At 44.3% G+C, this 13,737-nt stretch carries 10 protein-coding genes; 2 read left to right on the top strand and 8 right to left on the bottom strand.

Annotated elements, in window-relative coordinates; genetic code table 11:
• Positions 1 to 72: 72 nt before the first annotated feature.
• Complete coding sequence (locus CCC70_RS03785; RefSeq protein WP_015527223.1) at positions 73 to 1,398, bottom strand: ABC transporter substrate-binding protein; 1,326 nt, start codon at positions 1,396 to 1,398, stop codon at positions 73 to 75.
• Positions 1,399 to 1,683: 285 nt separating this feature from the next.
• Here CCC70_RS03785 and CCC70_RS03780 point away from each other — a divergent pair, with 285 nt between their 5' ends.
• Both CCC70_RS03780 and CCC70_RS03775 read left to right on the top strand, forming a co-directional pair.
• Complete coding sequence (locus CCC70_RS03780; protein WP_278655111.1) at positions 1,684 to 3,486, top strand: sensor histidine kinase; 1,803 nt, start codon at positions 1,684 to 1,686, stop codon at positions 3,484 to 3,486.
• Between the two features lie 4 nt (positions 3,487 to 3,490).
• Positions 3,491 to 4,258: a response regulator transcription factor gene (locus tag CCC70_RS03775; RefSeq protein ID WP_118368961.1), complete on the top strand. Its 768-nt coding sequence runs from the start codon at positions 3,491 to 3,493 to the stop codon at positions 4,256 to 4,258.
• Positions 4,259 to 4,356: 98 nt separating this feature from the next.
• Here the strand turns inward: CCC70_RS03775 and CCC70_RS03770 are convergent, their stop codons facing one another.
• The 7 genes from CCC70_RS03770 to CCC70_RS03740 all read right to left on the bottom strand — a co-directional run bounded on the left by CCC70_RS03770 (position 4,357) and on the right by CCC70_RS03740 (position 13,399).
• Positions 4,357 to 6,459, bottom strand: coding sequence for a HelD family protein (locus CCC70_RS03770; RefSeq protein WP_118368959.1), 2,103 nt, complete (start codon positions 6,457 to 6,459; stop codon positions 4,357 to 4,359).
• Between the two features lie 5 nt (positions 6,460 to 6,464).
• On the bottom strand, positions 6,465 to 6,785 hold the full coding sequence (locus CCC70_RS03765; protein WP_015527228.1) for a putative heavy metal-binding protein: 321 nt from the start codon (positions 6,783 to 6,785) through the stop codon (positions 6,465 to 6,467).
• A gap of 156 nt (positions 6,786 to 6,941) precedes the next feature.
• Positions 6,942 to 9,311, bottom strand: coding sequence for a glycoside hydrolase family 31 protein (locus CCC70_RS03760; protein WP_287084295.1), 2,370 nt, complete (start codon positions 9,309 to 9,311; stop codon positions 6,942 to 6,944).
• Between the two features lie 172 nt (positions 9,312 to 9,483).
• On the bottom strand, positions 9,484 to 10,353 hold the full coding sequence (locus tag CCC70_RS03755) for an AraC family transcriptional regulator (RefSeq protein WP_092068404.1): 870 nt from the start codon (positions 10,351 to 10,353) through the stop codon (positions 9,484 to 9,486).
• A 104-nt stretch (positions 10,354 to 10,457) separates the two neighbouring features.
• Complete coding sequence (locus tag CCC70_RS03750) at positions 10,458 to 10,751, bottom strand: hypothetical protein (RefSeq protein ID WP_110103239.1); 294 nt, start codon at positions 10,749 to 10,751, stop codon at positions 10,458 to 10,460.
• Between the two features lie 124 nt (positions 10,752 to 10,875).
• Positions 10,876 to 12,027, bottom strand: coding sequence for an aminotransferase class V-fold PLP-dependent enzyme (locus tag CCC70_RS03745; protein ID WP_287084294.1), 1,152 nt, complete (start codon positions 12,025 to 12,027; stop codon positions 10,876 to 10,878).
• Positions 12,028 to 12,031: 4 nt separating this feature from the next.
• Positions 12,032 to 13,399, bottom strand: coding sequence for a hypothetical protein (locus CCC70_RS03740; RefSeq protein ID WP_270652640.1), 1,368 nt, complete (start codon positions 13,397 to 13,399; stop codon positions 12,032 to 12,034).
• Between the last annotated feature and the right edge of the window lie 338 nt (positions 13,400 to 13,737).

Raw genomic sequence — 13,737 nt, 5'->3', positions numbered from 1 at the left:
CTGTTTTAAGTTAAAACAGAGCCGGCAAATACCGGCTCTGCCTTCGGGTCAACTAGTTTTAAGTTCTGTTATTTATTTCCAGTTCTCGTCGCCTACAGTTTTTGCTGCCTCAGCACGGTTGGTATCCATGTTCTTAAGAACATCGTTTGCTTCCATCTCGCCCTGGCAGAATGCAACCATATCCTGACCAAACTGTGTCCAGTAATCGTTTGTATATTTTGTACCTGTCTGAAGTGTTACAACAGCCTTCTTGTCATCCGGAACTGTTTTAAGGAACTCCTGCTCCTCCGGCAGCCAGTGCTGCTCAAGCTTGTCATCGTTAACGTCAAGGTTTGTGTATGCCGGAGAGTTGTCAAGAATTTCCTGAAGGCTCTCTGTTGTTGTAACGAAGTTGAAGAACTCTTTTACAAGATCCTCATGCTCTGTTCCCTTGTAACCAAACATTGTCGGGCCGGAGTTGCTGCTTGGATACCAGGTATTGTCGCCAAGTGGCTCAAGGAACATTCCAAACTCATCAGATGTGCCTGTGTCTTCCTGGATCTGTTTGATGAAACTGGAATTTGCAAGTGCCATTGCACAGTTTCTGTCACCAAATTCGTTGGACATGTTTGTACTGTCTGTTCCGATCCAGTCTTCTCCGAAGTATCCTGCATCAGAGAGTTCTTTGAACTCATTCAGAACTTCAAGCATCTTCTCGTTATCTGCAAATGTTGCTTTGTTTTCATTTAATTCGTCATAAAGACCAGGTGTTGCTTCTTCATAAACGCCGCCGATCTGGAAAAATGCCAGCTGATGCTGCCATCCATCTGCACCAGGCATGAACCAAGGTGTGATTCCTGCATCCTGGATCTTACCGCAGAGTTCTTTCAGCTCATCATATGTTGTCGGTACTTCCCAGCCGTTCTCTTCAAACAGTGTCTTGTTGTAAACCATTACATACTCCGGAGATGCGTTCCAGATCTGAAGTCCGTACAGTTTGTCATTGTATACGCAGGACTCTTTTCTTGTCTCCGGCATAACATTCTCCCAGGAAGCTCCTGTAAAGTCGATGCAGTATTTCTCAGGATCAACGATGGTAGATTCAATTGCAAACGGGTTGGACTGGATCCAGAAGATATCTGCACAGGAATCTGTAGCAAGTTTGGACTGAAGAAGATCTGAATACTGATCAGCCGGAATTGTCTGAAGGTCTACGGTAACATCGTAGGTATCCTCAAAACGTTTAATTGTCTCATCGTAACGATTGTCCATCCATCCTGCTGAAACCAGGATGCTGAGCTCCTCGCCTGCGAAATCGCTCTTCTCATCCGCTGCAGATACGTTCACTGCAAGTCCTGTCGTCATGGAAGCGATCATTGCTGCTGCACAGGCTACTGCCAGAAATCTCTTTCTTTTCATTAATGTTTCCTCCTTTTTTTGAACTGATTTTTCGTTCTCTCTTGATGATATTAGTTTATCATCTGATCATTTTAAAAGCCATGGATATTCCTGCCCTGTATTTGTACTTTTTTCACAGTTTATTATACTTTTTTCATATTTTCCGTAACTATACACAAGTTTCTATTGACATTTTCAAGCACTATTTCAGAATTACATTTTTACGGTTTGTACTTTTTTTACAAATGTGCTATACTTTTAGCCAATGTTTTGCACGACCATTTCACACACAGGGGGCTTACCAATATGAAAACACGCAGTCTGCAGTCCAAACTTTTTATCGCCTATCTTGGCATGGCCTGCCTGATCCTTTTTTCTTTTGCCATATTCTTTTATGTTTTTGCATCCGGGCAGCTGAAGAAAAGCCAGATCAGTGCCATGAGCACCTTAAATTCCACATTTCAGTCCCAGGTAGACTCTGCAATCCAGAATCTTGACACTGTATCTGTAAACATCAATTACAGCAACATGTCGAAATCCGTTCTCGACCAGAAATTTGACCTTAATATTTCCGATGAAATGCTTTCTGCCATGTCCGATCTTTTTATCTCCTTAAGCGGCACTGAATTGAAAGCAGATCAGGTAAATCTTTATGATTTCTCCGGATATGTGCTCCAGGCCGGCCTTTCCACCATGGTCAAAAAAAGCAACGACTCTCATAATGAATGGATCCAGAAAGCCCGTGAAGCCAACGGAAAAAAAGTCCTGACAGCTCCTTACAGCACTTACGTCTATTCAAAATCTGCCCGCTATCCCCAGTGGTTCATCTCCCTGTACCGCTCCTTCACCAACCAGTACGGCCGTGGTGTCGGCGTGATTGAAACCGCCAAACAATGTAAATCCATCTTTAAGAGCATCATTTCCTATGAGAAAAAAAATCACGGAAATGCTGCCAGTGTCTATGTTTTCAATGAGTCCGGCGATCTTATCTATCCTTATGATATCACAGCCGACGATACCAATGATATTTCAAAATATTACAAACTTACTGATTCTGACCAGGATACCCTTACCATACAGAGTCCCGTCACAGATCAGAAAGAATACGTCTCCAGACTGAATTCCGCATATACAGGCTACACTTATCTGACTATCCAACCGGAATCTGTGATCCTTGCCCCTGCATACAAAATGCTGAAGATCCTTCTGGCTGTTGTTGCTACTTTTCTTGCCGCAGCAGTAATCATTTCCTACAGGCTTTCCCGCTCTGTAGTAAAACCGGTGAAACACCTGAAGCACATTATCCAGCGTATGGAACTGGACACTCTCGGCCAGGAAAAAGTCACTTCCTATCCGGTTTCCGTCAATGAACTGGAAGAACTGTATCAGGCATTCCAGCTGATGAGCGATAACCTAAAAGATTCCATGACTCAGCTTAACGAAGCCAAGGAGCAGGAAATGAAAGCACGCAGCATGGCTTTGCAGAGTCAGATTAATCCTCATTTTTATTACAACTCTCTTTCCAGCATTATGGTGCTTGCAGAAAACGGAGATACGGATACCGTGGAAAAAATGTGCCGCAATCTTTCCAGGATCATGCGTTATATTACCAATACTGCTGAAACAACTGTAACACTCCGCGAAGAGCTTGATTATGTCCAGAAATATCTCTACTGCATGAAGGTCCGCTACCAGTCCAGTCTGAATTATTCCATTGATGTGGATGAATCTCTTCTGGATCAGCCGGTTCCGAAGCTGATCATCCAGCCTATTGTGGAAAACGCTATCAAATATGGTTCTGACTGCGAACCGCCATGGACTATCACAATCAGCAGTACAATAAACCAAAACAGCTGGCAGATCGATGTTACAGACACCGGACCGGGATTCACTGAAAAAGCCAAGAAAAAAATAAATTCAGATATCATGAATGCCATTCGAAATCCCGGCATGCCTGCTTTGAAGATCAACGGTCTTGGCACTGTCAATGTATTTCTCCGCTGGAAACTCTTCTGCAAAGATGACATAATTTTCAGGTATGGAAATACAGCGGACAGCCACGGAATTGTTTCTATTGGACGGTATTTTCAGACAGATGCGGAGGAATAATACTATGAACTATACTGTTATTGTGGCAGAAGATGAAGAACTTCTTCTGAATAATCTGGTACATAAGATTGAAAAAGCAGATCCTGATTTTCAGGTGATCGGCACAGCACAGACAGGTGCACAGGCCCTCTCGCTGGTGGAACAGATGAGCCCGGATGTGGTATTTACGGATATCAAGATGCCCGTCATGGACGGAATCACCCTGCTCACCAGGATCCGTGATCAGTTTCCCTTTACGAAATTTGTGATCACCAGCGGATTTTCTGATTTTAAATATGCAAAAAAAGCCATCACGCTGAAGGTTTCTGATTACCTTCTGAAGCCTGTAGATCCGGACGAACTCCAAAATGTTCTCCTTAAGATCAAACAGGAACTTCAGATTAAACGTGATGACTACGAAACCGTATTCGCCCCAGGTGCTTCCTGCATGTCACCGGGACAGATTGCAGAGCTTCTCAAGAACTTCATGGTACAGAATTATGCAGAGGATATCAACCTGAACCTGATTGCAGGAACCATGAACTACAGTCCCAGCTACCTGACCAAAATCTTCTGTCAGGTCTATGACTGCACCCCTACCAAATATCTGATCAATCTCCGGATGAGCCATGCACAGAAGCTGCTGATCCATGAGCCTTCCCTTTCTGTAAAACAGATCGGTGAAATGTGCGGCTATCACGACCAGGGATATTTCAGCAGGATCTTTAAGAAACATACAGGGAAAAGCCCTCTGGAATATAAAGATGAGGGAGAGAGCCAGCAGATCAGTTAATAAATTTTCCAGGTATATATAAACAAAAAAGTCATTTCACGACGTCCGGTTATGCTCTGTTCCCAAAGCATCCGGCTTCTGAAATGACTTTTTATATTTTATTTCACAACTTCATACATATACAATTCATGAAGAGCTCTCGTCGCCGCAATATATCTCGCCCGCTCCACGATCTGACTTCGGTCTTGCCCAGGAAATACAGAAAATACCTGATCAAACTCCAGACCCTTTGCCATGTAGAATGTTGTGACAGTCAGGCCTTTTTGGAAGTTTGTGCTGTCTCTGTGAAGAAGGGACAAACGCTCCTTGGTATCAAAGCCTTCTGCTTCCAGCTTCTCCTTCAGAATGTAGTAAGTTTCCCTTGCTTCATCTGCAGTTCTTGCGATCACTGCTGCTGTTTCATATGAAATAATATCTTCAACACCTTCATCTGCATTCTCAGCTATGACTGCCTGCTTCTCAAGCCGCAGCTCTCTCACTACGCTCTCCAGTGCCTCCTCAAGCCCCGGAAATTCTTTTTCCACAACAGGTTTTCCATGACGTTCAAAAAGCTCCACTTCCGTAATTCCCGCCAGTTTATTGGCATAAGACGCAATCTCAACAGTATTACGGTAGCTCTTGTTCATCACGATCCTGCGTATATCTTTTCCAAAGATCTTAGGCAGAAATGTCAGCACATCCTGTTGCTCGCCGTCCATAGTCTGTTCTCTGTCCCCAAGAATAGTCATCCTGCATTTAAAGAGTCTCTGAATGATCAGATACTGGATCATGGAATAATCCTGCATCTCATCCACGATCAGATGGCGCACACCGGAATCCTCCTGCTGAGTTTCCAGCCGATATTTCAGATACAAAACCGGATACACATCCTCATAGCGCAGCTTTCTTTTTTCATACTGAACCTGTGGAAGAGAAGGAAAACCCTCCTGTCTCAGGAAACGGTTGTACAGCACATAGAGATCTCTTGTCTCATACATCCTGTAGAAACGGTTCTTCACAGCCTCCCTTTCCTCATCCGGAAGATCGAATCCCTTAAGAGTCTCCACCTCATCAATGAAATATTCTGCTACTGCATCCATTCTGGAAAGCAGCGGGATATCCATGAATTTAAAGTAAAAAAGCTCTATGATCTCCTGCTCTTTTTTGACCACGCCTCTGTGTTCCACATCACGGAAGTTCATAAGGCTGTCCTCAAGCTCCACCAGATATCCTTCCATACGATCCAGAAAATCCCGTGACAGTTTCTCTTTCAGAAGCTTTTCATCGCATAATCCTGCAATCTGACGCTCGATCAGATCATATCTGTCTTCACAGTCAGAAACAACATTTTTCAGTCTCTTGTATGCAAAAAGGTCAAAGCTCATCTCCCGGATATTCTCCTCGCCAAGCTCCGGCAGGATATGGGAAATATAGTCCGAGAACACCCCATTCGGTGAAAGCACCAGCACAGAAGAAGATTTCAGATTTTTCCTGTCATGATACAGGAGATAAGCGATCCTGTGAAGGGCAATGGAAGTCTTTCCGCTTCCTGCTGCTCCCTGGATCACCATGATACGATCCGAAGTGTTTCGGATGATCGCATTCTGCTCCTTCTGGATCGTGCGAATAATATTCTTCAGCTGTACATCACCGTTGCTTCCAAGCTCTGCCTTCAGGATCTCATCGTCGATCTTCACATCACTCTCAAACTCATAGATCATTTTTCCACCGCGGATCTTGTACTGCCACTTGGCAGCAATATCCCCGTGGATCTCGCCAAGCGGAGCCTGGTAGGAAGCCGGTCCCTTGTCAAAATCATAGAACAGTCCGGACACAGGTGCTCTCCAGTCATAGATCAACGGAAGTCCGCCGTTCTCCTCAGCCAGGTTCGCAATTCCGATATAAAATATCTCCGGCTCATCTTCTCCTTCATAGCAGAAATCCACCCTTCCGAAAAACGGTGAATCCATCATCTTCCTGAATCTCCGACGCAGTTCGATCTTCTCATTGCTGGCATTGATCTCATGGAGAAGTGCCTGCTGGTTATCAAAATTCTCATATCCGTACTGGTCCATCTCTGTATAGTTTTCCCAGTAGTACTCATGCATACCTTCGATTTCTTTCTGCCCGACCTCTATGGATTCATCCAGCTGTGCGATCCTGTGCTTCAATGTCTCTGTCACATGTGAAAGGTATTCACGTCCGTTTTTTACCGCTGCCATAAGCCTTAATCCACCACTACAGCAGTTCCGCTTGCTGTTACCATCAGCATTCCATTATCTGCACCAAGCACTTCGTAGTCAATATCCACACCGATCACTGCATTAGCTCCCATTGCACCTGCACGCTGCTCCAGCTCTGCCAGGGCTTCTCCTCTGGCTTTCTGAAGTTCTTCCTCATAACCGGCGCTTCTGCCGCCAAAGAAATTCCGAAGACCTGCTCCAAGATCTTTCATGAAATTTACTCCTGTGATCACTTCTCCGAATGCGATTCCTTTATATTCACGGATTGCTCTTCCCTCTACAGATGGCGTTGTTGTTATGATCATGGTAAAATCCTCCCGTTTCTGTTGTTTTTTCTCAGGCATAAAAATGCCTTATTACAGAATTATACCCGAAAGCCGTCACGATGTATAGAGTAAAAAAAGGCTGCCCAAAGAGATGCCAGGCACCTTTTCAGACAGTCTTTCCTTATTATCGCTTATTTATTTTACAACTTCAGTCACATAGGAAACTTCTTCCATTCCCGGATAACTTCCCTGACGCCCGCCAACAGTCAGAGTTCCTGTTTTATCATCCCAGGTAAGCTCTGTTGTTGCATAAGCACCGTTTTCAAAATTGTAGTTATTTCCCTCATCCTCATAAATAGTGAACTTGCAGTCTTCACCTGGATATACCATAAGTTTCACCGACTCCTCAGGTTTCTGGGAAGCATATACAAGTCCCTCTGCAACAGGAAGGATACTTCCTGCTTTTACAAAGATCGGCATCCGGTCGATCGGAGCATCTGCGGTTACGTACTGGCCGCCTTCATACTCCTTGTTTGTCCAGTAATCGTACCATTTCGTACCTGCCGGGAGATAGCATTTCCATGTTTTCTCTCTATGGAGCTCAGTACTCTCAGGTCCGTAATACATCGGCTCTGTAACAGCACAGATCAGAAGGGACGGTCCGAACATAAACTCATTCTCAACCTTGCGTGCTTCTTTATCCTCCGGGAAGTCAAAGAGAAGGCTTCTCATAATCGTATAATCATTAAAATGTACAGCACCTGCAAGGGAATAAATATACGGCATCAGATGATAACGGAGCTTGATAAACTTCTCGATGGCATCATAGAACATGGTTCCTTTTTCACCAAAGTTCCAGATTTCTCTTGGTGTATCAGTTCCATGGGAACGGAACATCGGAAGGAAGGTTCCCATCTCCAGCCATCTTGTATACAGCTCACAGTATCCTTTATCCTTCACACCTTCGTTATATTTGCCCTGCCAGAACCATTTCGGCTCCGGATCTGTGTTGCAGCCGCATCCACGGTTCTGCCACTTATCAGCAACTGTAAAGAAAGCGCCGATATCCAGTGTCCAGTATGGATATCCACTCAGTCCCATATTCAGGCCTTCCACGATCTGTGTCTTAAGATTATCCCAGGATGCACAGGTATCGCCTGACCACAGCATTGCAGAATATTTCTGGCCGGAAGCATAGCCGGAACGTGTCAGGTTAAGAACTCGTTTCTCTTCTGTAGTTTTTCTCTGATTCTCATAAATTCCCTTTGCATGCATCAGTGCAAAAGCATTGGCAACAGCAGGATCCAGATATTTCTTGTGCTCACCGCCGACAAGCTCATATCTTTCCCATGGCTCTCTCTTTGCTGCACCACTCCAGTCAGGACCGGAAAACGGTTCTGTGGAATCGCACCACCAGGAATCAAAGCCCTGGTCAAAAAGTCCTTCCTGTGCCTGTTTCCAGTACATTTCTCTCGCTTCTTCATTAAAAGCATCATAAGTCGCATAATCATAAAGAAGATGACCAGTCTTAAAAAACTCTGTATGGTTCTTGCCGCCTGCATTCATATTCGGCCATACGGAAACCATGGTATGGGCATTCAGTTTGTGGATTTCCTCCGCACATTCTTTCATATCTCCGTAACGCTTCTGATCCAGGATCTTCTCGCCCCAGTTTCCAGGATCCCAGGTATTCCAGTCCTGTACCACACAGTCAAGCGGAACCCCGATCTTACGGTAGTGGCGAACAATCTCAAGAAGCTCTTTTGCCGTGTAATACTGCTCTTTGGACTGTACATAGCCATAAGCCCATTTCGGCAGCATCTGCGCCTTGCCTGTAAGATAACGGTAATCATGGATGATCTCATCCATAGTATGACCGCCCATAAAATAATAATCGATCTGATCTACAGTATCCAGAAACAGATAGGAATCTTTCAGATCATCATTAAAAGTCATAAGTGAACAGCAGTCAACAAGAATTCCATATCCTTCTGTGGAAACCAAAACCGGCATCGGGATACGCATGTTATGCTGATATAAGTACTGGCAGTGACCTCTGTAATTGTAAATACCTTCCTCTGCCTGGCCAAGCCCATGGATTTCCTCATCCTCTTTCCATGTGAAGAACAGTTTTCCACGATATGCTGTTCTTACTTTCTCAGCTTTCAGATTCTGGATAAAATTCCTCTCACCGTCAACTGTCTTTACACGGTTGATGATCGGCTCCTCATCGCCTGTATTATAGTGGATCACATCTGTTTCAGTCAGTTCCGGTTTCTTCTGGGAAAGCCACTTGCTTCCGTCTGCATGCTTCCAGATGATATCACCGGATGCAGTGTTGATCTCTGCACAAACTTTCACAGTTTTCACAATGATACTTCCTGCATTTTCCTCTGCTGAAAAATCAACCTCAGGATATTCTTTTTTCTCAATGATCAGGGAGTCCTGTGCCTCTTTGATCTCTTTTCCGGAAACGATCATGCGGATGATCTCCTCTGTCACCGGAACCACCCGGTATGTCAGCTTTCCTGCTTCAAACTGTACATAGCTATCTGTTTTAACCATAATTTCCCTTCTCCTTATCTGTCCGGTAAATCAGACATTAATATTCCGTTTCTGATATCGGAGCCTTTCTAATAAAAAAGCTCCGATATCAGGACAAAATTTCTTACTTTTATCCTAACATCGAAGCCTGATTTCCGTCTATGACTTATCCGCTCATGAATTTTAACTATTTTTACTGTTTCTTCTGCTTCTCATCTTTCGGCGGTTTCCCCACGTGTTTTTTGTAAAGTCTGTAAAAATTGGAAATATTATTAAATCCGCATTCCATGGCGATTTCCGTAACATTTTTATCTGTTTCCCGAAGAAGCTCACGCGCATGGTTGATCCTCATCCTTGTGACATAATCGCTGAAACTGATATTTGTCACCTTACGGAAATAAGAAGAAAAATAGTTGGAACTCATATATACGGAAGAAGCAACTTCTTCCAGAGTGATCTTCTCACAGTAATGATCATCTATGTAATTAAAAGCCTGCTCAAGACGCTTCATTGCATTTTTCTTCTCACGGAGCATTTCCCCTGACTTGCTCTCATCCTGATAAGCCCGGATCAGCATGGTAAGGATGCGAAGTACATTCGCCTTGATCATCAGCGGATAGCCTTCTTTTTTCTGCTGCCATTCGTGATAGATCTCCCAGATACTGGAACGGATCTCTCCGCTTACCTCTTCTTCCCTGCCGATACGGTTCTTAAAATTACTTCCTCTCTCAACAAAAGGCTTCAGATATTCCGTATCAAAAATACTCAGCTTTTCGGCCACGAATTCCGGTGAAAAGATCATCACAAGAAGCTTCATGTCTCCACCGATCAGCTTCCATCCATGAGGCTCCACATTATTGAAGATGATGATGTCATCTTCTTCCATTGTATATTCCTGCCCGTTTACAAAATAATTTCCCTTGCCCCCCAACACACAGGTGATCTCGAAATAGCTGTGCCAGTGATAACTTCCAGGCCGACTGTTCTCCGGTGTCAGTTCCACCTCTGAAATCTGAAAAGGAAATTCTTTGTCAAGGGGTATGTTGTCTCTCTCTAATCGCAAATTCTGCCTCCTGTAAACGCAGACACTGTCATCGCATCAGCTGTTTCCGGCAGGACCGGCAGCCTTTCCAGTGTCTTCTTACGCTCACAATATTATAGCAGATATTATTTTTCCATGCAATCTGTGATAGTTCGTTCTAACTCTTCCAGCTGATCTTCGTGCTTCCCATGGACAGCAATGCGGAAATAATCATTACCCTGAATTCCTTTTATCATATAGTAATCGCTGTCAATCTTAAAAAACGGCTGTTTCAGCATATCAAGATATGTGAATCCACCCAATGGTCTCAGCTTCAGAATGAATTCCCGCTCTACCGGTTCATCCAGAAGATAATCCCAGGCAAACCAGCCGGATTCTGCACATTTTTCCCTGGAAGGCTGTTTTCCTATTATTTTCATAATCGTGTATTCCCCTTTCCTTTACAGGCAGATTTCCCGTGGATCTGCTGTCTGCCCTATATGACTGATTCCTGCGATCGTTCTTCGTAATACATCCGTATAAATTTGCTCTGTAACTTGCCTGCTAAATATTCCGTGCCACAGATGCCGCTATTTCCTTCGCAGCTCCTAAAAATTCCTTTATATCCTTCTCCTCCGTAAACCACGAAACACTTACTCTCACAGTTCCGCCCTCTTCTGTTCCCATTGCCTTATGGATCAATGGCGAACAGTGAAGCCCTGAACGGACAATGATCCCATATACGCTTTCCAGAATATACGCGGCATCCGAAGCTTTCAGTCCCTGAAAATTCAGGCTCATCACAGGTCCTCTGCATACGTCATGGTTTCCGTAGATTCTTACACCCTCTATCTGTTCCAGACCACAATAAAGCATTTCCATTAGACGAGCTTCTTTTTCCATAATTGCCGCAAGTCCTGTCTGCTCAATAAACTCCGCCCCAGCCAGAAGTCCTGTGATTCCCGGCATGTTCTGAGTTCCTACCTCATACTCATAATCTTTGTTCTCGTAGGTAAGCTGTGCGCTGTTTCTTCCGGTTCCCCCATATTTCAGAGGCTTCAGCTCAATTCCGCTCCTGACATAAAATCCGCCGGTTCCCTGAATTCCCATCAGGCTTTTGTGGCCTGTAAAAATAAGCGCATCTGCTTCCCATTTATCTGCATCAACAGGGATACAGCCAGCACTCTGTGACACATCCACGATCAGGATCAGTCCATGTCTCTTTACAAATTCCCGGATCATCTCCATATCCTGCACACAGCCTGTCACGTTGGAACAGTGGTTCACGATCAGCACACGGCTGTCCGGTCGTACTGCTGTTTCCAGGGTTTCTTCCGTCACTGTCCCGTTTATCGTACACTTCACTACCAGCACCGGATGTTCTCTCAGCTGTTCCAGATTATATACCGGACGTAGCACACTGTTATGCTCTGTCTGCGTTACCAGGATGCTTCTGCCTTTTTCACCGTAGTCCAGCCCCCCAAGAACTGTATTCATGCTTTCTGTTGCCCCTGATGTAAAAAATATTCGCTCTGTTTCCCTGATTCCAAGGAGCTGTCCCAATTTTTCCCGGCAAAGTACTTCCACATCTTTTTTCATGATCGATCTGCCGCCCCGGAACTGCGAAGCAGGCGTGCCGCTAAGACACGCCTGCACAGCTTCCAAAACAGCAGGGGGCTTCGGCCAGGAAGTTGCCCCGTTGTTCAGATATATCATCCTATCATCCTTCCAGAATATTGAAGTTCATAATTTTTGCAATCTTCTTGATCATCTTTGTATAATCACCGAAGATCAGCACCTGATGATGTCCGAATCCTGCAAGATTGTGCATGAATTCTCTTGCATCGTCCATCTGGATGTAGTAGAACGGACTGCAGTATGTATCTGCATATTCAGAACGGATAACCTTGCCTTTCTTGATGCACATGGTATCGCCTGCCGGATTGAAACGTCCAAGTGTGATATAATCATCATCGTTCTCTGTGAAGTCAACCTGCAGTTTTCCACCGAATCCCTGGCCTGTGAATGCCCAGAGTTTGTATGCCAGCGGTTTTGTTCCATAACCGTTCATATGAAGAGCCGGTACTGCATGGTGGATGCGGAGAAGCTCGTCTGTCTCGTGGTTCGGGTTACCCATGAATGCCGGACGTTTTCCGGCATACTGCATGATCAGCATGGCCATCAGTGCATTAAGATCTTCCTCACATCCGCTTGGAATTCCCTCGTCTTTCATGATGGAATGGCACATACATGGTGTGAATTTACGGTTCTGCGGGATTTCTGTTGTACAGAGCTCATGACATGCGGTTGAGAAAGCGTTGCAGTCATAAATATCCATCATCTTTTTGGCAGCCAGATAATATTTCACGTCATTGATAAACCAGTCTGTGTTTACCTGTGTATCGGTAGATCCTGCAATGATCTTATCTGCAATCGGTTTTGCTTCCTCATCTGTGATCTCATCCATATATTTGAAGATGGATGTAAATGGAAGCTTCACCACTTCAACTCCGTAACGCTGACGAAGGATCTCCGGATCACGGATCAGACTCTGGATTCCGAATGTAGGCTGAGATCCTGCTGTCAGTACAAGCGCCCTTGTATTGCGAACTGCTTTTCTTACCCAGAGAATATGCATGATCTCATTCACATCCTGAAGATCCATACATACATATGCCTCTACTCCGATGGAACGGCAGTATGCTGCAAAATCAATTCCTTCGTTTCCGTTCTGCCAGATAACGACCGGCTTTCCGAAACGCTCAAGCTTAGGAATTCTCCATCCCATGCAGAGGAAGCAATCGATCTCATCAACATCCTCTCCGATTTTTGCAAAAAGGTCTTTATCTACAACAAAAGACTCATTATAGCGGACATCCACAGGCTCCGTGAATTCTACCTCATCAATAACCCCTTGTAATCCCTTAACTGAATTTTTGAACGCCTCATCAGCTGCTTTTGTCTCAGCTTCAACAGTCATATCCTCTTTATGTCCGGCACGACATGGTCCCTCCCAGAAATGTGTATGTGTCAGACAGCCAACCAGCGGTTTTACTACAAGTTTCATATCCATTGCTTTCTGTTTCATAATAAAAATACCTCTCTTCTCTTTAATATTCCGCATTTTCCGCATTATATAGTTTATAGTTTTTCCACACACTCGATATATCCTATTATACTGTATGAATCATGGAATTCCTCTTTATTCTTCCGAACAGACTGTACTTTCTTACGATTTTGTGCTATTTTCATATAATTTATATTATTATTCCTATCATTTTTATATGAATTATACAATATTTATTCACCACATTAACCTGAAAAAAATCCGCAAAAAAAGCACCGGAAACGTGGCCGATCCGTTTTTCGGATGGAAGTACATTTCCGGTGCTGTAATCCTGCTCAATACTCAGGTTATCTTATGCC

This window comes from Blautia sp. LMAG:89 (assembly GCF_008679485.1).
GTDB lineage: Bacteria > Bacillota > Clostridia > Lachnospirales > Lachnospiraceae > Blautia_A > Blautia_A fusiformis.
This window is presented reverse-complemented; position numbering and strand designations above follow the sequence as displayed.

Coding starts and splice junctions, on each gene's coding strand:
- CCC70_RS03785 (WP_015527223.1), bottom strand. CDS start 1,398: ATGAAAAGAAAGAGATTTCTGGCAGTAGCCTGTGCAGCAGCAATGATC.
- CCC70_RS03780 (WP_278655111.1), top strand. CDS start 1,684: ATGAAAACACGCAGTCTGCAGTCCAAACTTTTTATCGCCTATCTTGGC.
- CCC70_RS03775 (WP_118368961.1), top strand. CDS start 3,491: ATGAACTATACTGTTATTGTGGCAGAAGATGAAGAACTTCTTCTGAAT.
- CCC70_RS03770 (WP_118368959.1), bottom strand. CDS start 6,459: ATGGCAGCGGTAAAAAACGGACGTGAATACCTTTCACATGTGACAGAG.
- CCC70_RS03765 (WP_015527228.1), bottom strand. CDS start 6,785: ATGATCATAACAACAACGCCATCTGTAGAGGGAAGAGCAATCCGTGAA.
- CCC70_RS03760 (WP_287084295.1), bottom strand. CDS start 9,311: ATGGTTAAAACAGATAGCTATGTACAGTTTGAAGCAGGAAAGCTGACA.
- CCC70_RS03750 (WP_110103239.1), bottom strand. CDS start 10,751: ATGAAAATAATAGGAAAACAGCCTTCCAGGGAAAAATGTGCAGAATCC.
- CCC70_RS03745 (WP_287084294.1), bottom strand. CDS start 12,027: ATGATATATCTGAACAACGGGGCAACTTCCTGGCCGAAGCCCCCTGCT.
- CCC70_RS03740 (WP_270652640.1), bottom strand. CDS start 13,399: ATGAAACAGAAAGCAATGGATATGAAACTTGTAGTAAAACCGCTGGTT.